Origin of the sequence: Paenibacillus hebaui, from assembly GCF_051934385.1 — a bacterium.
Taxonomy (GTDB): domain Bacteria; phylum Bacillota; class Bacilli; order Paenibacillales; family Paenibacillaceae; genus Paenibacillus.
Genome location: NZ_CP196836.1, coordinates 1,188,317 through 1,213,582 on the forward strand (window position 1 = coordinate 1,188,317; position 25,266 = coordinate 1,213,582).

Consider the following 25,266-nt stretch of genomic DNA (forward strand, 5'->3'; position numbering starts at 1 on the left):
TAAAACTAGACGACAAAAACTTAAGATAGTATATCATGCTTTTTTATATATGATTTTCGTTCATATAATGTATAGTGAATTTTATTTACATTTTTTTGATTTGGGTTTATGATGAATTCCAGAAATATATTCCATTATTGGAAAGGGGGTGAGTGTGTATGGTTCGAAATTCAGTTGAGTTCTCCGTATATGGGGATTATGCGCTTTTTACTGACCCATTGACCAAACTGGGTGGGGAAAAACTGAGCTATCAGATTCCTACCTATCAGGCTCTTAAAGGCATTGCGGAAAGTATATATTGGAAACCGACAATTTTGATGTATATAGATGCCGTCCGTATTATGAATCCAATTAGAATGGAATCTAAGGGGATTCGGCCTATTGATTATGGAGGAGGCAACACGCTTGCTAATTACACTTATCTAAAAGATGTTAAGTATCAGGTAAGGGCCTATTTTGAATTTAACCTGAACCGGCCAGATATGGCTTTTGATCGTAATGAAAGCAAACACCATAATATATTTAAAAGATGCGTTCGGGCTGGAGGACGTAGAGATATCTTCCTTGGTACAAGGGAATGTCAGGGGTACGTTGAACCTTGTGTTTTTGGGGAAGATGATAGTTTTTATAAAAACTACGGAGACATTCATTTTGGCACGATGGTACATGGTATCAATTATCCGGACGAGACTGGCAGGGATCAGATGGAGGTTCGACTATGGGAGCCCGAAATGAAAAATGGAGTTATAAAGTTCAAGAAGCCAGAGGAATGTGAAAAGGTTCGTAGTATTTCGGAGATGCAGCCTAAACGGTTTGATAATAGCAACGTAGAATCAGCAGAACAATTGTTGAATAGTTGGGGAGAGGAGGTAGAACGATGAGTTGGTTGTTCAACCTGTATGAAACCTATGAGTCTAACATAGGCAGGGTAGGAGAAGTAGAAATGAGAAATGAAAGAGAGTTTACTCTACTACCTGTCTCACATACAACCCAAAATGCACATATTGAAGTGCTTGTTACGGAGGAAGGTACATTTCATTCCGCCAGAGTCATTGACAAAGGCGATACAAGCACGTTGATTCCCTGTACAGAGAAATCTGCCAGTAGAGCGGGTTCGGCGATTGCCCCCTACCCGTTACACGACAAATTAAGCTATGTGGCGGGGGACTTTGTGACATTTGGCGGTAAGATCAAAGGAGAAGAGGCTTTTGAAACCTACATACATGAACTACGGAATTGGGCTGAATCTCCTCATGCACATCCTAAAGTAATTAGTATTTATCGTTATCTCAGCAAAAGAGCATTAATTCATGATTTGGTTAATTACAATAACACCTTGGTCGTGGACGAGAACAATCGTTTGATTGAGAAGTGGGACAACAAGTATGAAGGGCGATATCCTGTGAAACCACCTATTTTCGGAATAATAGCAGGAGATCAGACCAGTGCTTTTGTAAGGTTTAACGTTTATTCGCCTGTTAGCCCCTTAACTGCTGTTTGGAAGGATCGGGAAGTATATAGTTCTTTTATTGATTATTATGGAAAAAAGTTAGGCGATGAAGATTATTGTTACGTAACAGGGAAGATCCTCCCTGGTACAGAACGTCATGCCAATAAAATTCGTAATTCCGCGGACAAAGCCAAATTAATTTCGTCAAATGATACCAGTGGTTTTACTTTTCGTGGGCGTTTTATTCATAGCAGGGATGCGGCAAGTATCAGCTACGAGGCATCTCAAAAATCTCATAATGCATTGAAATGGTTGATTAACCGTCAAGGTAAACCGATTGATGATCGGGTATTTCTTGCATGGGGCAACGATTCACTTTATATACCTGACCCAATGGAAGACTCCTTCGCTCTTGATCCAGAAGTGATGCCAACTGTAGTGCTAAAATCAAACACCAATCAAGCGTGGGCGAACGAATTTGGTAAGGCGTTGCACGGAGTTAAAAATCAACTAACAGATGGGAAAGCTGCGCAGTCCCAGTCCGATGTAAATATCATGGTGCTGGATTCGGCCACAACGGGGAGAATGGCGGTTCTATACTTTCGCAATATGGATAAGGACCTTTATCTGGACAAGCTCACTCATTGGCATATGGCTTGCGCTTGGTTGCATCGATATCGGAAAAATGATCAAAATGACTACGTTGTCTTTTATGGGGCACCTGCACCAAGGGATATTGCCTTTGCTGCTCATGGTCCTCGTGCAGGAGATAAAGTGATTAAGAGTCTTATGGAACGTATGCTTCCGTGTATTATTGATGGTGCAAAGATTCCGCAGGACATCATCTCAAGTGTCACCAACAGGGCTTCCAACCCTGTCGCTCTGGAAGCTTGGGAGTGGGAGAAAACGTTGAGTATTGCTTGCGCGTTAATCAAAAAACATTTGAGCGAAAGACAGGAGGAAATGGAATTGGCACTCGATGAACATAATGATGATCGGAGTTATCTATTTGGGCGTATGCTGGCGGTGGCGGATGTGCTTGAACGGCGCGCTTTAGGGGAAGAGAAGCGGGCGACCAATGCAATACGTTATATGAATGCATTTTCCAGACATCCGGAGCGGACATGGACGACGATTCAACAGGCAATACAACCCTATCAGACTAGATTGGGCAGAGAGGCTACGTATTGGACGAAGATTATTGATGAAATTGGTTTTAGATTTAAATACGAAGATTTTAATAATATACCGTTGTCAGGAAAATATTTGCTTGGATTTTATAGTCAAAGACATGCGCTCTATCAAAGTAAAAAGAAAGATAATTCCAGTGAGAACAAAGAAAATAATAACTAAGGAGTGAGTAGAATGAGTTTGGATCATAAAATTGATTTTGCTGTTGTATTATCAGTTCACAATGCCAACCCGAATGGTGATCCGCTAAATGGAAATCGCCCAAGACAAAACTATGATGGTTATGGTGAAATATCGGATGTCGCGCTGAAGCGTAAAATCAGAAATCGTCTTCAGGATATGGGAGAGTCGATCTTCGTTCAATCTAATGACCGTAAAGTGGATGCTTACGGCAGTTTGCGGGAGCGAGCCGACGCTAATACGAATCTTAATAAAATAATGAAGACAAAGAATCTATCTAGTGAAGAGTTTGCTAAAATTGCTTGTGAGGAATGGATTGATGTGCGCAGTTTCGGTCAAGTTTTTGCCTTTAAGGGAGCAGGGAGCGGTGGGGGTGTCTCTGTTGGTGTACGTGGTCCAGTCTCAATACATACAGCTCGAAGTATCGAACCTATCGACATCACAAGTATGCAAATAACCAAAAGCGTAAGCTCGGAACCTGGCAAAGAACGGGGCTCGGATACAATGGGGATGAAGCATCGCGTTGACTTTGGCGTATATGTTTTCAAGGGAAGTATCAATACGCAATTGGCGGAAAAGACTGGCTTCACCAATGATGATGCTGTAAGAATTAAACAGTCACTTATAACTCTTTTCGAAAATGACCTATCTTCGGCCAGACCAGAAGGTAGCATGGAGATTCATAAGGTGTACTGGTGGGAACACAAATCAAAGCTTGGTCAATATTCTTCTGCAAAGGTGCATCGTTCTTTGGTAATTAAGGAAAATCCCGATGCAACAGAAGAGGAAAAAAATACACATGCTCGGTACACATACACTCTAGAACAACTTGATGGATTAGAAGTCCAAGAATATGAAGGACTATAACGAAGAGGATTATCTGCTGCTTTCGGGGATTCAGCATTTTAACTTTTGCAGGAGACAGTGGGCATTAATTCATATCGAACAGCAGTGGGAAGACAACGTGCGTACCATTGAGGGAGATCATTTGCATCGAAAGGCAGATCAACCAGCGCTTCGTGAGAAACGGGGCGATAAACTGGTGGTTCGTGCGCTTCCGGTGCAATCGAGGGAACTTGGGATCACAGGCATCTGTGATGTGGTTGAATTCATTCGTGATCCATCTGGAGTTCCACTTGCAGGAGAGGAAGGGTTATACCTTCCTTATCCTGTTGAATACAAACGTGGGAAGCCAAAACGAAATGATTCGGATCACTCCCAATTGGTAGCACAAGTCATATGTCTCGAAGAAATGCTCGTATGTGATATAAACTGTACCCTATAGAGTAGACACTTTGAAAAAAGTCTCTCTATGGGGTATTTTTGTTGTATGCCACGAACGAGACGAGGATGGAGATAAGCTGATGAGTAAAAAAATGTTTACAGATCGAGAAATGAAACAACTTTCAAAAAACCCATATGTAAAGTCCGTATCGACCAAAGGGATTACGTATACAGACGAGTTCAAGCAACTCTTTATTGCATCGAATCAGCAAGGAAAGCCGCCCAGAGACATTTTTGAGTCCTGTGGGTTGGATGCGGAGATCGTTGGAATGACTCGCATCGAAGCCGCTGCCAAACGGTGGAGAGCCAGATACAGAGAGCAGGGCGATTTAGGTTTACACGATGCAAGAGGCAAGCATTCAGGAAGACCTTTAAAGCGAGAATTAACCTTGGATGAGAAGAACGCGAGACTCGAAGCGCAGATTCGTTTGCTCCAAGCAGAGAATGAACTCTTAAAAAAGATTCGGATGGCCGAACGGGGGTGGAACCACGAGTAAAACTAGTGCCTGGTCTTCGATACAGATTGATTCGATTCGTGATTCAGAAATACCATCTAAGGCGGATGGTGAGTGTTTTGTGCGAGGTCGCAGGTGTCTCTAAAAGCGGCTACTACCGCTACTTTAGCGCTCCAGCCATCCACAGACGCCATCGGAGCGAACAGGCCGATGAAGAGTTGCGCGTTCACGTCAGCCGGGCCTTCCATTTTAAAAAGCGCTACAAAGGTGCACGCTCCATCAAGATGACACTGGAGGGAAAGTTTCAAATCGTCTGGAACCTCAAGCGAATCCGAAGAATCATGAAGAAATATAGTATCGTATGTCCTATTCGAAAGGCCAATCCGTACAAGCGAATGATGAAGGCGACCCACGAACATCGGACCGTGCCTAACTTGTTACAACGTAACTTCAAACAGGGCGTGCCGGGCAAAGTGCTTCTAACCGATATTACCTACTTAACTTATGGAAAAGGGAAACGAGCCTACCTGTCCACCATCAAGGACAGCTCCACCAATGAAATTCTGGCTTACCATGTGTCGGAACGAATTACCATGGATCTCGCGACAAATACGTTGCTTCACTTACAGAAGAATCGAAGATGGAAGAAGACCAAAGACGCGTTCATTCATTCGGATCAAGGTACCCACTATACCCATCCGGATTTTCAGAAGAAAGTGAAACGTATGGGCTTTGGACAATCCATGTCCAGACGAGGGAACTGCTGGGATAACGCTCCGCAGGAGTCGTTCTTTGGTCATTTTAAGGATGAAGTATTGCTGAAGGACTGCACCACACTGGAAGAAGTCAAACGAGAAATTAAATCATATATGACCTACTACAACCACTACAGATACCAATGGAACTTAAAAAGGATGACCCCTGTAGAATACAGAGATCACCTTCTTCGGGCCATGTAGGTCTTTTTTAGAAATGTCCTTTACATAGGGTACAGTTTAATATTCCCAAGGCCTATTTTTATTATGACGAGATCAAACATAGGATTGAAGTCATCATTACTGCGGCAGATCGGGAACGTGTGAAGGCAAGTATTCAAGAGATGAGACATTATTTTGAACGAAACCATACACCCAAAGCCAAAGCCGGGCCACACTGCCTAAGTTGTTCTTTGAACAATATATGTGTACCTGATATCTTGAACAAACGCTCTGTTTCAAGTTACATCGAAAGCAGGTTGAATGAATGAAAAAACTGCTGAACACCTTATTTGTAACATTACCCGATACATACCTTGCACTGGATGGGGAAAACATTGTGGTGAAGCAGGAGGAGGAAATTCTCGCTCGCTATCCGCTGCATAATTTGGAGGCCGTATGCACCTTTGGTTATGCTGGAGTAAGTCCAGCACTGATGGGGGCTTGTGCGTCACGCAATGTTAGTTTGACGTTTATGACACGAACGGGGCGATTCCTCGCACGGGTCATTGGTGAGGATCGAGGAAATGTGGTCCTCCGCAAAGAACAGTATCGTATCTCGGACGATGAGGTGCGTAGTGCGCGGGTTGCTCGCAATATGATCACAGGCAAGTTGTACAACAACAAGTGGATTTTGGAACGTGCAACACGGGATTATGCGTTACGTATCGACACGGAACGAATAAAGAAGGTCACGGAATCGCTAGGCGAAACGATGAAACTTTTGCGTGAAGTGGAGCAATTGGATGTATTGCGCGGATTGGAAGGATCGGCTGCCGTGCAATATAACTCTGTGTTCGATGATCTGATTCTCCAGCAAAAGGAGTCATTTTACTTTTACGGACGTAACCGACGTCCTCCGCTGGATAAAGTGAATGCACTATTATCCTTTGCCTATACCTTGCTCGCTAATGATATGAAGTCTGCACTTGAATCTGTCGGACTTGATGCATACGTTGGTTTTTTGCATCGGGATCGTCCAGGTAGAGCTTCACTTGCACTGGATATGATGGAGGAACTTCGGGGAGTGTACGCAGACCGATTTGTACTTTCTCTCATTAATAAGAAGGTAGTTAACGATAAAGGTTTTTATGTAAAAGAAAATCTTGCAGTCATTATGGATGATGAAACACGAAAGAAAGTGTTAAAAGCATGGCAGGAGCGCAAACAAGAGAAGATTATGCACCCGTATTTGAATGAAAAAATACCTTGGGGGCTTGTACCATATACTCAAGCATTATTACTGGCAAGATATATACGCGGTGATCTGGATGAGTATCCTCCGTTTCTGTGGAAGTAGGTGTGACGATTGCTTATTTTGATTACGTATGATGTAAGCACGATAGATAGTGAAGGCCGTAGAAGACTATCTAAAGTGGCGAAAAAGTGTGTGGATCACGGTCAGCGAGTACAAAACTCGGTGTTTGAATGTATACTGGATGCTGCCCAGTTTAGACGATTAAGATTCGAACTGGAAGAATTGATTGATAAGGATACTGATAGTCTTCGATTCTACAACTTGGGCGATAATTACAAAAGTAAAGTTCAACATGTAGGTGCCAAAGATTCCTATGATATGGGCGACCCGTTAATACTCTAGCAGGTGCGAATGCCAAGCTCACATGATTTCCCTGGGGGATTCGCACCTCGAAACTTGTCGAAAAGGTCATTTTTGTGACCTTTTGGCAATGATCTATAGCGGAGATTGATTGATAACGGGTTTGAAAGAAGTGGAAATACTGAAAATACGTTAATATCTACTTTTGAACATGGATATTACGTTATTTTTCGCTGTCGCACTCTGTATGGAGTGCGTGGATTGAAATATAGGTTTCGGGAGCAGGTTGGTTTACTATGCTCAGTCGCACTCTGTATGGAGTGCGTGGATTGAAATCTGATCAAACGATACCCATTAGATTAGTCGTTAGTCGCACTCTGTATGGAGTGCGTGGATTGAAATAAGAAAGGCAATCGAATAGCAGAAGCTGAGAGATTCGTCGCACTCTGTATGGAGTGCGTGGATTGAAATAATTTTTCTAAAAAGCAATGTACCCCATAGCACCGTCGCACTCTGTATGGAGTGCGTGGATTGAAATCTTCGTAAACTTGGTTTTCTTCATGATCGGCGCGTGTCGCACTCTGTATGGAGTGCGTGGATTGAAATAGCAAGTTTTCGTGGTCACGTAGCCACAACTTCAAGTCGCACTCTGTATGGAGTGCGTGGATTGAAATATAATAGAGCTGCATTTCCGTTTTCCAAGTATCTTGGTCGCACTCTGTATGGAGTGCGTGGATTGAAATGACTCGATAAAAAGGGTGTTGATTATTGTAAAAAAGTCGCACTCTGTATGGAGTGCGTGGATTGAAATTTTTGGTTATCCGTAACATATTTTTTAGCTTAAAGGTCGCACTCTGTATGGAGTGCGTGGATTGAAATCTCCTAGAGTAGTTTTTTAGGATTGTCCTATGGACAGTCGCACTCTGTATGGAGTGCGTGGATTGAAATAACACAAAACACACACTGTCCATCATCGTGCAGTTGTCGCACTCTGTATGGAGTGCGTGGATTGAAATTCAGGAGAGATCAGCGCGGCAACATCAAAATTACGTCGCACTCTGTATGGAGTGCGTGGATTGAAATAAGTCCGCGTTCCATGCTATTGTGCCGGGTAATCAGTCGCACTCTGTATGGAGTGCGTGGATTGAAATTCACCCGTATTGTTAACGACCTGGTACGCAGAACAGGTCGCACTCTGTATGGAGTGCGTGGATTGAAATAATCGGATGAAGCATCGGTGACTCTTTTGCGAAAAGTCGCACTCTGTATGGAGTGCGTGGATTGAAATCTTATCGATACAATTGAGGCGTCAGCTCCTCAGATGTCGCACTCTGTATGGAGTGCGTGGATTGAAATCTTTTTGGGTCCATCTGGTATTCATCTTCACCGTGGTCGCACTCTGTATGGAGTGCGTGGATTGAAATCATTGCGGAAGAAAAGTTTTCGTTGAGTGCGGCGGGTCGCACTCTGTATGGAGTGCGTGGATTGAAATCATTGAAGGAGATAGGTTATCTCCAGTACAAGTTGTCGCACTCCGTATGGAGTGCGTGGATTGAAATTTGTTGTCTCTCTTGCCTGCGATCCATTTGAAGACGTCGCACTCCGTATGAAGTGCATGGATTGAAATTTGTTCGCGTTTGCGAACGATCAACTAAACTACTTATGGAACGAGGAACGTGAAACGACCATCCTAAGTAACCTAATACAAACAAGCTGGAGGCGCATGTTGGGCCGCACTCCGGCTTGTTTGTATGTGTTGAATTTCATCCTGCTCGTCAGTAAGATAAATTTGCTCTTGCAATAAGCCATCATTAAAGATATATTATTAATTAATTAACTGATCATTTAATTAACTGAGGTTTAGATTAAAGAGAGGGGAATACATTTGGCAAGACCCATCAATGAAGAAAAAAGACTGGAGCGTCGGAGACGGATTCTAAAAGAAGCTGTCATCCTGTTCGCAGAAAGTGGATATTCGAATACCACAACGGCGATCATTGCGAAGCGTGTAGGAGTGACTCCTGGAACCATTTTTCAATATTTTCCTAGCAAAGAAGCTTTATTCTACGCCGCTGTCCTTGAGCCGCTTGCTGATATTCAGAGGAAATCACTTGCTTCTCTACAACAAGAGGGAACACCGAGCCGATTGATTAAGAACATGGTGGAAGAACAATTCAACCATATCTACTTCTATACCAATGAATTACGGCTTGCTCAATCTGTCTTAGGACAACGAATAAGATTCCCTGAACTTACACAGAAGGTCCTTGAAAGTATTAAGGTAATGACCGATGAGATCGAAGTTGTCTATGCCAAGGGACAGTTAATGGGGGAATTCAACAAAAGCTTTTCTCCAGCGATGATCTCTCGTGCCTATATCTCTTTTTTAAATGGAGTGGCCTTAACTCTCGGCGAAAGTATTCTTCATCATCCCGAGTGGGAAAATCTGAAGGGGCATGCCTTTTATTTGTTCGCACCCATATCACCTATAGAAAAACTGGAGGAGTCTGAATGAGTCAAACAACATTACAACCCGATCTGACATTGAACAAAGGTCGTGTGAAAAAACGGAACAAAATTTTATGGAGCCTGGGAATCGTGTTTTTGCTTGTGGTGGCTCTTGTATTTTTTATATCTTACAAAGTAGTAGACACTTTGTTGCACCATCCTAGAGACACGAATGTCAGCTACGAATTGAATATCGATAAAACTCCTTACGAAGAGGTTGAGTTCAAGAGTTTGAAAAATGATAATACGATTAGAGGTACCTTCTTTCCTGCAAATGTTGGTGGTAAATCAAGCGATAAGACGATAATTGTTGTCCATGGGTATACAAGCAATCGTTTAGTCAAAGGGCGGACCCCAAAGTTAGTAGAGCATCTCGTTCCGAAAGGATACAATGTATTGGCATTTGATCTCAGCTCGCAAGGTAAATCCGATGGTGATTTGATTACACTGGGCCTCAATGAAAAATACGATTTGCTGGCAGCTGTAGACTATTTAAAATCCAGAGACCATACCGGTGACAGCATCGGGGTTATCGGCTTTTCCATGGGGGCAGCTACTTCTTTGCTAGCCACAAGTGAAAGTGATGACATCCAAGCCGTAATCGCGGATAGTCCGTTTCGTAATGCCGGTCTATTTCTGAGAGAGGGTCTGCCTTTCTTTTCAGGTTTACCTGCATTCCCATTCAGTTATACATCAACATGGATGGCCAATTGGGCCTTTGATGTTGATCTGGATTCCGTATCTCCTATGGATGCGGTGAAAAAGATGCAAGACAAACCCGTTATGCTCATTCATGGTACTGGAGATCAGCAAATCAGTTATAAAAATACAGAAATGATTTACGAGTCCTTAAAAGATAACCCAAGCGCAGAAGTATGGTATCCCGAAAATACGGAGCACATCGATGCGATCAACCATTACCCTACTGAATATTTCCAAAGAGTAGATCGCTTTTTGGATGAGTACGTAGGAAAATAAATTCAATCGAAGAGAACGGGCTAGTTTCACAAGAATCATTAAGGGAAAACGAAGTAGGCGCTTGAGTTTAACAGGGGAGCATGTTGCCAAAAGGTACTGCTCCCTGTTCTTATGTAGTTAACGAGCAGGCTAGAGGTAAATTAAAACATCTCTATCCTCAAATTTGATTCGGTCAAGGTACTAGTGACTTCAACAGTATGGAAAACCCTGTATAATTTGAGAGACTTCTTTAAAGATGATCTTGGTTGTAATAATGCTGTTTTCTTGGATGGTGATGGTTCCGTTCAGATGCAAGTGTATGCTAATGGTGAACTGATCAAAGCAGATGGTACAGATCCAATCCCGGGAAGATATGTATGGAATATGGTTAAATTGATAAATAAAAACTAAGGGAACAAACAAAGAAACAAGCCTTTGGATAAGGCTTGTTTCTTTGTTTATTTTATAGTTAACTCATATATTTCAAATAAATGATTATTTACTTGTCTCGTCCAACTTTCGATCTTGTCACCTACATTAACATCGTCAAATTCAGCCTCGATTCGCATTTCACTGAATTTTGCATCTGCTTGATAATAGTCATCCGAAGTTACATAAAACTTAGAATTCTCCGTTACATTCAGATATGCTCCATTATCCAGTAGAATGGAGCTAATTACCTTGTCCCCGTCTACTTTACTGTTTTGCTCTTTTATTTCAACGACGGTACCTGTGTAATATTGCTGTTCCTTTGCTGGAGAAGACCATCCCTTCATATAATCCGAAAAGAAAACGAAATAGACGATTACCAGAGGCACCAAGACAGAGCTACTTATCACGACGAAGGGCCATTTTTTTGTCTTCAAATTTTTCATCCTTCCTCAATGTACTTACAATTATGTAGACGTTTATCTTTTTAAAAAAAGTTACGAAAAAAGAATCTATGGCTAAAAATATCCATAGTGTTTTTCTTTTTCCATTTATTCACCCCCTGAACACTAATATTCATTTCTTCTGATATTTCCTTAACACTTTTGTCCTCTACATAAAGTGAATGTATTATCTTTCTTCCATTGACTTTATCAATCAAGCTTAAAATATCTTCGACGTTCAACTCATCAATAATTTCATCTTCAAAGGATTCTTGTCTTGTAAAATCATAAGTAAAAGGATATTGCTTTGCTGCTTTCCTACCGTGATACTGTAGTCTCCATGCCATTCGCTTAAGTTCGATATCAATTATATCTTTGATCTGGAGTTCGTTCATTGAATTCCCCTTTCATGTACATTGTTTTAAGATTCTCTAATAACTAGGAGATGTATCTTAGAGTTATGAAACCAAATCCTTCAAAACGGGAACATAAGTTCTTGTTTACATATATTTTACCTTCTTTTAAGTTGGAGTTAAAGTGCTTTTGAGAATTAGAATTTACTATTAATTGTTTTCATTGAGTTTTTATCTATATAAGTTGAACTAATCATTTACACAGAAACGGAGAGGACAGAAAAAACCTGAAAAAGCAAAGCGTTCGCCTTTATCACCGGATTTTTCCCTTGAGAAAAGGGAATCAAAAAAATCTGGGGATAACAGCGATTGGAAGGTTATTCTGTCATCGGAGTGTACGTGTAAACATCTTTAGTTCAACTTATATAGTTTTCAGTGTCTAAAATGTGGCTTAAGAGCTGTTACGCACTGCTGTCGGTATGCTCCAGCCGATAACCAGAATCCCTAGTTGAGAAAAGGGTACTGGCTTCATCTGGATGCAGATGTGCTGGATGCTTCGATTATGCCTTGTGTGGATTGTCCAGAACCAAATGGACTTAACTGGAATGAGCTAGATTACATACTCAAAACGATTCTGAATTCTAATCGAATTGTGGGTATGACTGTAGCCATTCTCGACCCCGATTTAGACTCTGGTGCTCAAGATGTGACGCGAACATTTTGCAACATGCTTATTGATGTATTAAAGTAGGCGCTTGTTAAACTTGCATTAGCGGTCTAAAAAAGTCTGTAACTATGTCATTCGTAATTCCGTCTACTAGGTTGAGGTGATGGTAATGAAACCATTTAAATATTGGAGCCAGCGTTTGAGCATACTTCTGATTCTAGTCATTATAGTTAGCTGCGGTACATTGAATAAGAGGGAAATAACGGAGCCATGCCCGGGAACCCTTGAATGGATTGATTTTCTGATGATCAATAATGTTACCTATTTTCAAAACAACGAGGGGACCAAAAGGGTACCAGCAGAGCAAATTGGGGACAGGGTAGGGGAGGTAACCTACATGCTGAACGAGCATGCATGTGCGGATCACGTGACAGAGAATGGGGATGCGGCATTTCTTCCGATTGGAACTGTTGTTTATGAACTAAAGGGTTATAAGGCGCAATTTCGCGTAGTAGCGGATCAAAAGATATACGAAGTAAAGGAAAATCCAGATGCTGAGTCCATGGGAGATCTGTTGGGCATTGAAGGCAAAGTCGAAAGAGTCAGCCTCGAAAGTGGCAATGATGGCAGTCCAATCGGTGACTTTCCCCCAACAGCAGCATCCGAATTCATTAATGAGCTTCTACCGTTGCGGTATGTTGGTTTTGATGAGGTATACAAGAAAGCAAAGCACGAAACAGGAATTTTTTTGCGTGTGCACCTTCAAGATGGAACATCTTTTCGAATGGTTTTTTATCCGAAAGCGAATGCTTTCTCAGCAGGGGCTTTTGGAACAGAAAAGATACAAGAGTTAATCGTGTCGCAGAGGAAACAAATTAAAGCCGCTGCGGGATTGTAGTAAATGGATTGAGGACTTAAGGTGATCACCCCTTCATTTCATAAACGTTCTAAATATGTTCAACAACAAAAAACCAAGACCGGAGCAAAAGCCCGCCAGTCTTGGTTTTTTGTTATGTCCTACTTGTTTAACTTTGTTCAATTACTCTGCGCGTACTTTGAAGAACGAGATCAGTTCCTGCAATTGTTCAGATACAGCCGAGAGCTCATCGGAGGCACTTACAATGGAAGCCATGGAGGCTTCCTGTTCTTCGATGGATTGTTCAATTTGTTTACTGCTGCTGGCCGCCTTGCTGACGCTTGCAGACAATTCATCCGTGGTAGCGGACATTTCCTGCGTGCTCGCAGAGATTTCCTCGGTTGAGCTGGAGATATCCTGGATCTGGTTCGCCACTTTATTGGTAGCTGTCAAAATGTTCTCGAAGAACACGCCAGTTTCTTGCGTCACCTGCAAGCCCTTTGTTACTTCCTGAGAACCTAACTGCATCGCCTGGGAGGATTGAAGGATATCCCGTTGGATCTCTTCAATCAATTGGCGGATTTGCTTGGCAGATTCCTGTGATTGCTCTGCCAGATTGCGTACTTCTCCCGCAACTACCGCGAATCCTTTTCCTTCTTCACCTGCGCGGGCCGCCTCGATTGAAGCATTGAGAGCCAGCAGGTTGGTTTGACTGGCAATATCCGTAATCAAATTAACAATGTTGCTAATTTGATTCGAGTTATTTTCCAAAGATTGAATAGATTCGGACGTATGCCGCACCGCACCGGAGATCAGGTGCATCTGCTCTATGACTTGTTGCATGACTTCATTACCGGCACTCGAGCGCTGCTCCATACTTAACGCCTCATCTGCTACATCGGCTGAACTGCTGGCAATGGTCTGCACAACCGTTGACATCTCCGTCATTGCGCGAGCACTTTCTACCGTGGCTTGGTCTTGGGAGCGAAGCCCAACGGAGATATCTCTCATATTGGTACTGATAAGCTGAATGTTCTCATTATTTTGCTCCGAAATGCCCAATAACTTCTTGGATGATTCGGAGAGATGATCAGAAGTGGTCTGTACTTTAAACATGGTCGTATTGAATCGTTCAATCATGGCATTGAATTTTTCGTTAATGATACCCAGATCGTCCCGTCCCGTTTGAATGGTTACATCCAGGTTACCGGTACTGACTTCCTCAATTCCCTTCATCAGGTTGCGAATCGGGAGCAATGTTCTTTTCAGCACAATGAATTGCAGTACCATGAACAAGAGCAGGAAACCGATCAGGAACATCAAACCGTATGTAAGAAGCTTGTTTAGACCTTTTGGAACGGCGCTGGCATCTACATCGAAGAAAAGAGCGGCGTAGATAGAGCCATCCGCGTTTTTGATCGGATACATCAGGGTTGTCCAAGTCCCGTAATCATCTGTGTAGAAATCACTAAAAGCAGGCTTTCCGTCCACTTTCATTTGTTCCAGCACAACGACATTTTTTTCGGGAAGTGGGTACATGGCGCCTGCGGGCAGATTGTCTTTCTCAAAAGGCTCCAACAGGTTGGTCGGGATAGCGATAATGGACGTGCCGTTTCCTTTCTCCAGTTCCGAACCGAAAATGTAAGCCTGCGCGATGTTTGGATATAGCTCGTGAATGGAATCGAGGTAGGCCCTCATCTCCAGCTGTACTGGATCGGCGTAGCTTTTTTCAGTGGCAGCTTGGGCCACTTTGGCCGTGTCCAGATCGTCATACCATTTTTGGGTGATGACGGTGGCTTGATCGTGCAACTGTTCAACCAGAATGCTCTTTTGCAGCTGATACGCGGCAGTAATCAGAATAACACCGATCAACGTGATGCTGCCGAATGAGATCACCAAATTTTTGATGAAAAAAGGCATGGTACTCCAGCGAAGCTTAGCTAACAAGTTTATTCACTCCTTCTACAAATATGAAAATGTACTATACCTGAATGGGGGAGGCTATACGCTATGTATTCTAACGAATGTCTAGTGAATCGATATCGAGCACCTTCTATAATTCTGGATTCTGCTGTTGTTACATGACATTCTCTCATTGGTTCAGGGTACTTCCTACGTTGCTTCAATTTCTACTTCGCTTATAGGCCCCCCAGGTAAGTTACTTCCTAAAGTATATCGTTATAAAGTCATATTAATATTAGCTTTTTGAGCAAAAATAGTTCTAAGGTACCGGTTCTGTGGACGTATTTTTCGTTTTATTTCTTTATTATTACGTTTATTAATGCAAGGTTCCCCATAAGAAAAATGTATGAAATTCCAGATTATCTCCGCAAAGAATCAGGGTCGTTCATCATGATTGATCATGCACTCACCATATGGTGAGTTTTTTGCGTTCGGGACAACGGACGAATAAAAATACATATCAGTCTACAGGAGATCGTGTGTATCCTGAGACATAGGGTGCATCTGAATCTTGTCCATTGAGCGAAAGATCGACAAATTCCCTTCATTTTTCGACTGATTTCAGGACTTTGTGCTTAATTTGTAAATAAATAAAAGATGAAAATGAGACTTTCGACCGTATTCTTCATTTTGTGGATAAATTAGGATTGAAATGTAATATTGAGGATTTTTGAATGGGATGTTTAGTAGAACCGAGATGAGGGAGGAGAACGGAAAATTGAAGAAAAAAATGATCCGAACAGGTTGCCTTTGGCTCTTGTCTATGCTCCTGGTTTTGGAGACATGGACAGGCTCGGGCATGCTTCTGGCTCAAGCGGCTAACGCATTAAACTCCAATGCAGCTTCACAGGAAAAGCTGCCCACATGGGCGGGGAAGGAGATTCAATCGCTTAAGGAAGCTGGGGTAATGAAGGGATATCCGGATGGCACCATCCGTCCACATCAATCCATCACACGAGCTGAACTGGTGACGCTTTTATACAAAATACGTCCTTCTTCCAATCAGTCAGCATCCACAACTACTTCATTTAAAGATATTACGAACCAATGGTATGGGGCGGATGTGATTAGAGCAGCAAAAGAAGGGATGGTCAACGGATATCCAGATGGAACATTCAGGCCTGACCAGCCCGTAAACCGTTACGAAGTCGCGAAGATATTACAATTGGCTTTTGCGCCTGCTGCACAAAGCGGTCATGCAGCGACCAATTACTCCGATCAAAAACAGATTCCCCATTGGGCAGTGGAATCCATATCGGTTATATCTGCTGCGGGTTGGATGAAGGGGTACCCGGATGGAACATTTGGCGGTCTGCGGACGCTTACCCGTGCGGAGGGCGCAGTGCTGCTGCATCGAGCCTGGCTGGCAGAAGTCGGGGAAGGCAGTAACGGCAATGAAGCTGAAGGAACCGAAGGCAGTACGCCAGGTGAAGAGACTCCAGGAAAAGGAAACCATGAAAACAGTTCTCCTGGTACGCCGGGAAATGGGGGAGGGCCTGTCACATCTCCGGGTGATGGTGGTCCAGTAAGCCCGCCTGTGAATCCACCCAAACCTGAAGAACCGCCAGGCGGTGAAAAGATTGCAGCTCCTGTCGGACTGCTCGCGACGGCAGGTAACGGGCAGGTAACGCTGCGCTGGGAGCAAGGTGGAACCGTTATCCCCGCTGGATACAAAGTCTATTACGCGGAGGGGAATTCGGACTGGAACAGCAGCGCTCAGGATACAGGAAAAGAAAAGAGTCATACCATTACTGGGCTGACAAACGGCCAAACCTATCGTTTCGCTGTAAGTGCTTATGACGCTTCAGGAGTAGAGACGAAACGATCTGCCGAGGTATATGCTGTTCCTCAAAAGGCAAGCGATCCGTCGCTTCCGCCTGATCCGCAGGAGACATCCACACCGCTCCCGGCTACAAACCGCATTCCATTCTCTGAATCGATAGAGTTCTTGTATGCTGGTGAACGGCCTATTCAGATCGGCGTTGAGGAAGGCGCTATTGATGCTGAACGAGTCGCAGTGGTTCGAGGCAACGTGCTGGACGCGGAAGGAAACCCTTTATCAGGAGTCAACGTTTCTGTATCCAATCAATCGCAATATGGTCACACCATTAGCCGGGCAGACGGACAATTCGATCTGGCTGTTAATGGTTTTGGCGCGATTGTCATTGATTATGAGAAGGAAGGGTATATGCCGATTCAGCGTAAAGCTCAACCCTCAGGCGGTGACTTTACGATCTTGGATGACGTTGTGTTATTGCCTTACGATGATCAAGTAACCAAGGTCAAACTGGGCGAGAATGTGTCCGACACCCAGGTGGCTCAGGGCAGCCCCGTAACTGATGCGGACGGAAGTCGCCAAGCCACATTAATTATTCATGGTGGAACCTCTGGGTCCATCCTGTTGCCTGATGGTACGGAACAGCCAATGGCTGAACTGAATATCCGAGCGACAGAATACACGGTTGGCGAGCGAGGACCAGAAGCCATGCCGGGAGAATTGCCATCATTGGTTGGTTATACCTACGCTGTTGAGCTATCCGCTGACGAGGCGGTATCAGCCGGGGCGACAGAGGTACGCTTCGATCAGCCTTTATATCTATACGTGGACAACTTTCTGGAATTCCCGGTTGGAGGAACAGTACCTATCGGGTACTATGATCGGAGCGTTGGGGCTTGGATTCCATCGGAGAACGGTAGAATTATCGAAGTCCTATCCGTCAACAATGGGCTGGCATCCGTAGACATTGACGGGGATGGTGCGGCGGACAATGAGAATGCACTGGCGGCCATTGGTCTGACGAAGGAAGAAAGACGAGAATTGGCGGCATTGTACAAGCCGGGGCAGAGCTTCTGGCGATCACCGATTGAACATTTTACACCTTGGGATTGCAATTGGCCTTACGGTCCTCCATTGGATGCAGAATCGCCGCCGGATCGGAAACCGAATGAAGACAAGCCGGATATTAATGATCCCTGTAAGGGCAGCGGTTCCATTATCGGTTGCCAGACACAGACGTTATCTCAGGTCATCCCTGTTACAGGTACGGGGTTAAGTATGGTCTATGACAGTCAACGGGAACCGGGGTATATCAGTGGAAAGCAACTGGAAACGAAACTGACAGGTGAAGTGGTCTCTCCAAGTATCACTTATATTGAAGTTGAACTACAGATTGCGGGTCGCCGCATCGTTGAAAAATTGGAGCCCAAGCCTAACCTGATCTACAGATATGAATGGGATGGAAAGGATGTCTATGGTCGTTCCTGGTATGGTAATGCTGAATATCAACTCATGGTATCCAACCACTACCCCATGGTGTATCTTGAACCTTCAACTGACTTTCCTCGCAGTTTCGGGCGGATGAGCAATCAAGGGGGGACATTTACTACGAATCGCACGAACATGACAACGTCTCTATCCAGAAATTATGAGGGGATTCTGGATAGTCCTCTGAATGAGTATCAGGAAGCCGGGCTTGGAGGCTGGAGTCTCAACATCCATCACGGTTCGGATGGGGAGAATCTCTTCCTTGGAGCCGGAGGAGAGCAGGTGGTCACGAATCCATACCGAAATAAAGTGACGCAAACCCTGAATAACTATGATTATGCACAATCCAAATCGGACCAACTAACGGTTACGCCGGATGGTACGGTGCATATGATCATCCTTGACGATACAATGAATGGAACAGTACATCAGTATTCACTGATTTCGGAAGACCGGAAAGGTCAGCGTACCAAGTCGGAGCTACCTCATCAAAATCCAACGATGCTGCGGAGCTCACCGACAGGAGAATTATATTTTATATCAAGCAACTATACGGACAGCATCATGTGGAAACGAGGTGCGGATGGCATATGGCAGCGTTTGTTTACCTTTGACCAACAGAAAAGGGATTTTAAGAATGGAGATTCCTTTGAACAATTCCCGATAGAGTATCTAACCAACTTCGAAGTTGACCGGGAAGGCAATATTTTTTTCTTGCAAAGAGAAATTTTATATAGGAGTAGTCCTGATGGCATCGTGGAGATTTTGAGTGAATACATCCCGGGAGGAGATACAACTGAGTATCCCGGACCGGTTAGTCCAGGCCGAATTGGCCGGATTGCCTATTTTCAACTGGGATCGGACGGGACGCTGTATCTAATGGATCGATCGGATGATTTTTCTCATTACCGTTCCAGAATCCGTAAGGTAACCCCTCAGGGACAAGTCGAAATAATCGTCCATTCCAGACCCTATGATCAACCGGATAGACCTCTATATAATGGGGCTTATATCATTGAGGAGCCAACGTTTGCTTTTGAACATAATTTCAAGCTTGATGGGAATGGCAACATGTATCTCCTCAACAGGCTCAAAGGCGGCTCAATCCATGATCTGTATCGTTTAACGCCGTCTGGGAGATTTGAGTTAGTGAAGCAAGATATGATTGGTTATAAATATTTCCCACTTGCGGCCGTTTCACCCGATGGAGATCCCTATTATATCCATGTGGAGGGAGGGGATTCGGAAAACAGCTTCCGGAGTTATACCAAACGAACGAGCCGAACAGACGGTATTACTGCGCCAGATGCAGGTGGCAGGCTCGTTTACGAGATGCAACCCGATACGTTTCAACATGTGAAAACACTGGATGCACTTAGTGGTACCACACTGTATCGATTTGATTATGATGACGAAGCCCGCCTGACTGGGGTGATTGATCGGAACAATAATAAGGTCTTGATTGAGAGGGGTGTGGATGGGTCACCGACAGCAATTATGTCACCAGGAGGCCAGCGAACCCAACTGGTTATGGATGATGAAGGAAGAATTGCTACGGTAACGAATCCTGCAGGCGAAAGCTATGCCATCACCTATGATGCAGGCGGGCTTATGACATCTTTCACGGAGCCTGGCAAACCCCAGAAGAACTACGGTTATGATCAAGATACAGGGTATCTGGTTCGAGCCGAACAAGCTAACGAAGGCGTGAAAACACTCACCAGAACTCCGATCGAGTCCGGTTATAAAGTTGAAATCAAGGATGCGATGGATCGGGTAACCACGCTTCGGGTACAGAACAAGCGGGATCATATTCGCCGCGAGACCGTTACACCTTCGGGAGCTTCCACAGTCAGCAAACGGTATGCAGATGGTCATACCGTGACCGAACATGCCGACGGTACAATCATTAGAACATGGAAGCATCCTGATCCGATATGGGAAATGCAAGCCGCGTACATTGGCGAGATGAAGATAGAACTCCCTTCTGGTAAAAGCAACACCTATCGTCAGAGTCGGAAGGTCACACTTGAAGATCCATCCGATCCGTTCAGTTTAATGGAATGGACAGAGAGTCATGACATCAATGGCGTAATCAAGACACGAAGTTATAACAGCAATACACGGACATACACGGAAAGTGATCAGGATGGAACTCTGGTACAGACTGTGATGAACGACCGGGATTATGTTGAACGTATCATTCGGATGGATGAAAATGTGGACCCAATCCAGTATACGTATGACGAGCGAGGCAACGTCGCTGGCATGACACAGGGAGATCAATGGATCACCCAATCGTATGATGAATTCAACCGGCTGGTGGCAACAGAGGATGCCTCTGGCAGCCGCAAGACTTTCCGCTACGATGATGCTAATCGACTGATTGGTGTTCAGCAGCCAGGGGGGAACGAGTATACCCAAATGTATGATGAAGCCGGAAATAAGACGGGGGTTACCCTTCCTAATGGCGCTTCATACACAATGGCTTACAATGAACTGGATGAGTTGGAGCGTTTTCTGCCTGCAGGTGAGAACGTTGGCTTACAGCGGACGTTTAATGTAGCTGGCGATCTGACCGGTGTTATTCAGCCGGGTGGACGAGAAGTCACCTATGGATACGATCAGGGTGGTCGGATGGAGTCCATGAATGATTCGGATATCCAGCGGAGCTTCACATATGCAGACCAGACCGATCGGGTGACCAAGGCTTCAGCCAGTTCAGACGACTGGAACCAGAACAGTACGTATAGCTATGATGGTTCAAACGTGATTAGCGAGTTGGTTTCTGGAAGCGTTAATGCAACACATCGCTATACCTATGACAACTCATCCCGACTTACGGAGATGGTGACCAATGTCGGGGGTGAGAAGTTAAGTACCCTCATGAATTGGGGGAATAATGGGCTTCTTGAGCGGTTGGGTAACTTCCGGTTTGAACGAAATGTAGGAAGCCAGCAGGTAAGCGCTCTTGTGGATAATCAGCTTAGAGTCGAGAAGGAGTACAATTCGCAAGGATCGCTAAAGGAACTTCGTTATGTAAGAAATGTGGTCATCCCATCCGTAACAGACTCCGTATATTCGGGACCTGAGACATTGTACACGATTGGTTATAACTATGATAATCGTGGATGGGTGACGAGAAAAACGATCAACACGGGGGCCACAGGTCAGGTGGAGACATATGATTATACCCATGATTCGAATGGTCAATTAACCCAAGTCATTCATACGGATGCCGAAGGTGAACAACATGTGGAACAATACGAGTATGACACCAATCGCAATCGAATTTTCAGTAAGGTCGATACGGAGGAAATTCGTGCAATCTACAACGAGCGGGATCAACTGTTGGAGTCGGGCAGTGTGACCTATAAGTATGATGCAGACGGGTATCTGAGTGAGCGTGGTCAGGATACCTTTAAGTACGGAACACGCGGCGAGCTTCTGTCCGCAGTGGTTAACGGGTCAACCGTATCCTACGCTTATGATTATACAGGCAGACGTATATTACGTACGGCAGAGGATGGTCAGACACAGTATATGTACGGCAATCCGACCAATCCATTATTAATGACAGCTTCAGTAGATCCGCAAGGCGTGGTATCTGCTTATGAGTATGACGATCAGGGCATGCTGCTTGCGATCAAACGGGCTAACCATCGATATCATGTTGTGACGGATGCGGTGGGAACACCCGTGATTGTGCTGGATGACAATGGCCAGCCTGTCAAGGAACTGCAATATGACAGCTATGGTGTACGCCTGCGTGACAGCAACCCGGAATGGAAGCTCGTTATTGGTTATGCAGGAGGATTGGAAGATGATACAACAGGACTTGTACGTTTTGGACAGCGAGACTATGATGCGGCAGCAGGTCGCTGGACAGCCATGGACCCTATTTTATTTCAAGGGGGTCAAGGAAACCTGTATAACTATGTGAACAACAGTCCTATATTAATGCGTGATCCATGCGGCCTGTTCTGCATTGGCGCCAGTGCTTATGCCGGAGTAGGTGGAGGGGCACAGATTTGTGTGACTTCCGAAGGAATGTCTATATGTGGCGAACTGGGTTTTGGAGCAGGGGGTGGCCTGGAAATTAGCCCATTTGGGGATCTGCAGCCTGATCATGCTTCCGTGAAAGCAACGGGTTCGACGAAAGCAGGACCCGTTGGACTGGAGCTGGGATTGGAAATATCCAATCTGGATAGTGAATGCGGCAATCTGGTAAGTCCCGTTGCCAATCTGAGTGTTGGTCCGGTATCGATCGACCTGACCGATCCCATTGGCGGCAGTTCGGTGGGTGGCGATTTCAATGAGCTGGGCTCCAAATTATCGGATCTGTGGCGTGATAGCTCGAACACCATTGGAGCCAAAACGGAGCTTTCGATCCGCGGTCAGGTATGCGGAGGAATGCTCTGGTAACTTCTATACCGTGATGAATGATGAATATGCATAAGAATATGCTGGTCCATGAGGTCCCCGTGTGTATGGGGGCCTTTTGCGCTTGTTATTACCTAAAGAAAACACAAGTGAACGAAAAGACAGTCCATTGTTGCCCTTCCCCAGGAACGCTAAGATGAAGTTGTTAAAGCGTTTACATCACGTAATGAAGGGAGCTTAACTCGGATGCCAGAGATTACGATCAGGCTGTATGAAGGCAGGACGGATGAGCAAAAGCAGGAGATAGTGGAGGTGTTCACACGTGAGCTCTCGCGTATTATCGACCGTGAGCCGGATTACATTTCCATCGAGTTCAATGAAATCCCATGGGACGAGAATGTTCCTGATAACTTGAGAAGCATGCAGTCACAGAAGCAAGGAGGGGAGAAGACGTGAAGCCGGCGGATATCGTGCCACCAAGCCGGGGAACAACTGGACTTCACTCGTCCGGTCTAGGCGCTCGGTTCGGAGATACGGGACGTTATCTGTGGCGATACCGGATACTATATCTGCTCTCGGTACCGGGTATTCTGTATTTTTTCCTCTTCAAATATGTACCTCTGTTCGGTTCGGTCATTGCTTTTCAGAACTACAACATTTTCAAAGGCATCACCGGAAGTGATTGGGTAGGACTGGAGCATTTCCAGAAGATGTTCAGCCATTATGATTTTTTGCAAATTCTCAATAACACACTACTGCTTGGACTATATGATCTGGTGATTGCATTCCCGGTACCGATTGTACTGGCGATTCTGCTGAATGAAGTGCGGATGATTATGTTCAAGCGTATGCTGCAAACGATTGTATACATGCCTCACTTTCTGTCCTGGGTTGTCATTAGCGGGATCTTCATGGGTATTTTCTCGATGGATGCCGGTGTGGTCAACAAGGCGCTCGGATTTCTGGGGATGCAGCCGATCTACTTCCTTGGAGAAGACTCGTACATTCGTTCCATTCTGATCGGTTCCGGGATTTGGCGCGACTCCGGGTACGGCACGATTATTTTCCTGGCTGCCATTGCGGGGATCAATCCCGATCTGTATGAGGCGGCAGAGGTGGACGGAGCAGGACGTTTGAAGCAAATATGGTCCATTACCCTGCCATCCTTGCTGCCGACGATTATGATTCTGTTGCTGCTGCACATCGGGAAGTTCCTTGATCTGGGTTTTGAGCGTGTGTTTGTATTCCTGAATCCGCTCAATCTGGAATCTGGCGAAATTCTCGATACGTACATCTACAAAGCCGGACTTCTCTCACAGCAATACAGCTATACCACGGCCATCGGGTTGTTCAAATCTGTTGTGGGCTTGATGCTTATTGTACTCGGTAATTTCTTCAGCAAAAAAACAACCGGCGAAAGCCTGTATTAGGAGGCGGGATTGATGCGTACCCCCAGTGTCCGTTACCGTATATTCCGCATTGGAAATCTCGTTTTTCTTACGCTGCTCTCGTTGACGATGATTTTGCCTTTTATTAATGTGCTGGCCCAATCACTCAGTAGCTCGGAAGCAATCATGGGCGGAAAAGTCAGCTTCTGGCCTGTTGCTTTTACCTGGATCAACTACGAATATGTATTCGGTGATGCTTCGTTCTGGCGGGCCTTTGCGGTATCGGTTGGGGTGACGTTATTCGGTACACTGGTCAATCTCGCCGCAACGGCATCGCTGGCTTATCCCGTGTCCCGTCCAGAGTACAAGGGGCGCTCTCTCGTCGTCATGTTTGTCCTGGTGACCGTTGTATTCTCGGCGCCGCTCATTCCGAACTTTATCCTGATGAAGGAGCTGCATCTGGTCAACAATCCATTGGTTCTAATTGTGCCTGGAGCGATTAACGCCTTTAACTTTTTCGTCATGCGTTCGTTCTTCTCACAGTTGCCGGGTGAATTGATCGACGCTGCCCGCATCGATGGCTGTGGGGAGTTTGGCATCATCTGGCGTATCGTCATTCCATTGTCTAAACCGGCCATGGCATCACTCGGCATTTTCTATGCAGTGGGCCACTGGAATGCGTATTCCACCGCCCTATATTATCTGAATGATCCGGCCTGGTGGCCGATCCAGGTAACCCTCAAGAAACTGTTTGAGAGTGACGATATTTCCGTCGATCCGGGTTCTGCTGTCTATAGCACCCTTGCACATACATCGCCAGAAGGCATCAAAATGGCGACCATCATCATCGCCACCTTGCCAATCATTATCATTTACCCTTTCCTGCAAAAGCATTTTGTAAAAGGAATCATGGTCGGCTCCGTCAAATCTTAACTACAAGCAGCATACAGATCTGACGGAAAC

17 protein-coding genes, 2 pseudogenes and 1 CRISPR repeat array are annotated in these 25,266 nt (G+C 44.8%); of the genes and pseudogenes, 16 read left to right on the top strand and 3 right to left on the bottom strand.

Annotation, left to right across the window (positions count from 1 at the left end; translation table 11 throughout):
* Positions 1–158: 158 nt before the first annotated feature.
* The 10 genes and pseudogenes from cas5c to ACR32F_RS05335 all read left to right on the top strand — a co-directional run bounded on the left by cas5c (position 159) and on the right by ACR32F_RS05335 (position 10,578).
* Positions 159–881, top strand: a complete 723-nt coding sequence (gene cas5c / locus ACR32F_RS05290) for a type I-C CRISPR-associated protein Cas5c (protein ID WP_440116835.1) — start codon at positions 159–161, stop codon at positions 879–881.
* Positions 878–2,803, top strand: a complete 1,926-nt coding sequence (cas8c, locus tag ACR32F_RS05295) for a type I-C CRISPR-associated protein Cas8c/Csd1 (protein WP_440116837.1) — start codon at positions 878–880, stop codon at positions 2,801–2,803. Before cas5c ends, cas8c begins: the two co-directional genes overlap by 4 nt.
* 12 nt (positions 2,804–2,815) lie before the next feature.
* Positions 2,816–3,688: a type I-C CRISPR-associated protein Cas7/Csd2 gene (gene cas7c, locus ACR32F_RS05300; RefSeq protein ID WP_440116839.1), complete on the top strand. Its 873-nt coding sequence runs from the start codon at positions 2,816–2,818 to the stop codon at positions 3,686–3,688.
* Positions 3,675–4,094: pseudogene (gene cas4, locus ACR32F_RS05305) on the top strand (CRISPR-associated protein Cas4); the annotation flags it as partial. The gene cas7c and the pseudogene cas4, both read left to right, overlap by 14 nt.
* 91 nt (positions 4,095–4,185) lie before the next feature.
* A protein-coding gene (locus ACR32F_RS05310; protein WP_440108848.1) for an IS3 family transposase occupies positions 4,186–5,519 on the top strand; the annotation gives its coding sequence in 2 pieces (ribosomal slippage) (positions 4,186–4,587 and positions 4,590–5,519; 1,332 coding nt in all).
* Between the two features lie 41 nt (positions 5,520–5,560).
* Positions 5,561–5,806: pseudogene (locus tag ACR32F_RS05315) on the top strand (CRISPR-associated protein Cas4); the annotation flags it as partial.
* Positions 5,803–6,834 (top strand): type I-C CRISPR-associated endonuclease Cas1c, encoded by a 1,032-nt coding sequence (gene cas1c / locus ACR32F_RS05320; protein ID WP_440116841.1) that lies wholly within the window; start codon positions 5,803–5,805, stop codon positions 6,832–6,834. The pseudogene ACR32F_RS05315 and the gene cas1c, both read left to right, overlap by 4 nt.
* A gap of 9 nt (positions 6,835–6,843) precedes the next feature.
* Positions 6,844–7,134, top strand: a complete 291-nt coding sequence (gene cas2 / locus ACR32F_RS05325) for a CRISPR-associated endonuclease Cas2 (protein ID WP_026081267.1) — start codon at positions 6,844–6,846, stop codon at positions 7,132–7,134.
* 193 nt (positions 7,135–7,327) lie between these two features.
* Positions 7,328–8,719: a CRISPR direct-repeat array (repeat unit 33 nt; unit sequence GTCGCACTCTGTATGGAGTGCGTGGATTGAAAT).
* Positions 8,720–8,977: 258 nt separating this feature from the next.
* Positions 8,978–9,607, top strand: coding sequence for a TetR/AcrR family transcriptional regulator (locus tag ACR32F_RS05330; RefSeq protein ID WP_440116844.1), 630 nt, complete (start codon positions 8,978–8,980; stop codon positions 9,605–9,607).
* Positions 9,604–10,578, top strand: coding sequence for an alpha/beta hydrolase (locus ACR32F_RS05335; protein ID WP_440116846.1), 975 nt, complete (start codon positions 9,604–9,606; stop codon positions 10,576–10,578). The genes ACR32F_RS05330 and ACR32F_RS05335 overlap by 4 nt, the downstream gene beginning before the upstream one ends.
* Positions 10,579–11,015: 437 nt before the next feature.
* Here the strand turns inward: ACR32F_RS05335 and ACR32F_RS05340 are convergent, their stop codons facing one another.
* Both ACR32F_RS05340 and ACR32F_RS05345 read right to left on the bottom strand, forming a co-directional pair.
* The gene (locus tag ACR32F_RS05340; protein WP_440116848.1) at positions 11,016–11,423 is read right to left on the bottom strand and encodes a hypothetical protein; all 408 of its coding nucleotides are present in this window, start codon (positions 11,421–11,423) and stop codon (positions 11,016–11,018) included.
* Positions 11,424–11,473: 50 nt separating this feature from the next.
* Positions 11,474–11,824, bottom strand: a complete 351-nt coding sequence (locus ACR32F_RS05345; protein WP_440116850.1) for an RNA polymerase sigma factor — start codon at positions 11,822–11,824, stop codon at positions 11,474–11,476.
* A gap of 466 nt (positions 11,825–12,290) precedes the next feature.
* Between ACR32F_RS05345 and ACR32F_RS05350 the strand changes: the two genes are divergently transcribed.
* Together ACR32F_RS05350 and ACR32F_RS05355 are read left to right on the top strand one after the other, a co-directional pair.
* A complete protein-coding gene (locus ACR32F_RS05350) occupies positions 12,291–12,533 on the top strand; it encodes an arginase family protein (protein WP_440116852.1) in 243 nt (80 codons plus the stop codon).
* 313 nt (positions 12,534–12,846) lie between these two features.
* Positions 12,847–13,347, top strand: coding sequence for a hypothetical protein (locus tag ACR32F_RS05355; protein WP_440116854.1), 501 nt, complete (start codon positions 12,847–12,849; stop codon positions 13,345–13,347).
* Between the two features lie 141 nt (positions 13,348–13,488).
* Here the strand turns inward: ACR32F_RS05355 and ACR32F_RS05360 are convergent, their stop codons facing one another.
* A complete protein-coding gene (locus tag ACR32F_RS05360) occupies positions 13,489–15,225 on the bottom strand; it encodes a methyl-accepting chemotaxis protein (protein WP_440119694.1) in 1,737 nt (578 codons plus the stop codon).
* A 760-nt stretch (positions 15,226–15,985) separates the two neighbouring features.
* Here ACR32F_RS05360 and ACR32F_RS05365 point away from each other — a divergent pair.
* From ACR32F_RS05365 to ACR32F_RS05380, 4 genes are all read left to right on the top strand, one after another.
* Positions 15,986–22,957, top strand: coding sequence for an S-layer homology domain-containing protein (locus ACR32F_RS05365; protein ID WP_440116857.1), 6,972 nt, complete (start codon positions 15,986–15,988; stop codon positions 22,955–22,957).
* A gap of 204 nt (positions 22,958–23,161) precedes the next feature.
* Positions 23,162–23,371, top strand: coding sequence for a tautomerase family protein (locus ACR32F_RS05370; protein ID WP_440116859.1), 210 nt, complete (start codon positions 23,162–23,164; stop codon positions 23,369–23,371).
* Between the two features lie 89 nt (positions 23,372–23,460).
* Complete coding sequence (locus ACR32F_RS05375) at positions 23,461–24,345, top strand: ABC transporter permease (RefSeq protein WP_440119695.1); 885 nt, start codon at positions 23,461–23,463, stop codon at positions 24,343–24,345.
* 12 nt (positions 24,346–24,357) lie between these two features.
* Positions 24,358–25,236, top strand: coding sequence for a carbohydrate ABC transporter permease (locus ACR32F_RS05380; protein WP_192264128.1), 879 nt, complete (start codon positions 24,358–24,360; stop codon positions 25,234–25,236).
* Positions 25,237–25,266 lie beyond the last annotated feature (30 nt).

Coding starts and splice junctions, on each gene's coding strand:
- cas5c (WP_440116835.1), top strand. CDS start 159: ATGGTTCGAAATTCAGTTGAGTTCTCCGTATATGGGGATTATGCGCTT.
- cas8c (WP_440116837.1), top strand. CDS start 878: ATGAGTTGGTTGTTCAACCTGTATGAAACCTATGAGTCTAACATAGGC.
- cas7c (WP_440116839.1), top strand. CDS start 2,816: ATGAGTTTGGATCATAAAATTGATTTTGCTGTTGTATTATCAGTTCAC.
- cas1c (WP_440116841.1), top strand. CDS start 5,803: ATGAAAAAACTGCTGAACACCTTATTTGTAACATTACCCGATACATAC.
- ACR32F_RS05335 (WP_440116846.1), top strand. CDS start 9,604: ATGAGTCAAACAACATTACAACCCGATCTGACATTGAACAAAGGTCGT.
- ACR32F_RS05345 (WP_440116850.1), bottom strand. CDS start 11,824: ATGAACGAACTCCAGATCAAAGATATAATTGATATCGAACTTAAGCGA.
- ACR32F_RS05355 (WP_440116854.1), top strand. CDS start 12,847: ATGCTGAACGAGCATGCATGTGCGGATCACGTGACAGAGAATGGGGAT.
- ACR32F_RS05360 (WP_440119694.1), bottom strand. CDS start 15,225: ATGCCTTTTTTCATCAAAAATTTGGTGATCTCATTCGGCAGCATCACG.
- ACR32F_RS05370 (WP_440116859.1), top strand. CDS start 23,162: ATGCCAGAGATTACGATCAGGCTGTATGAAGGCAGGACGGATGAGCAA.
- ACR32F_RS05380 (WP_192264128.1), top strand. CDS start 24,358: ATGCGTACCCCCAGTGTCCGTTACCGTATATTCCGCATTGGAAATCTC.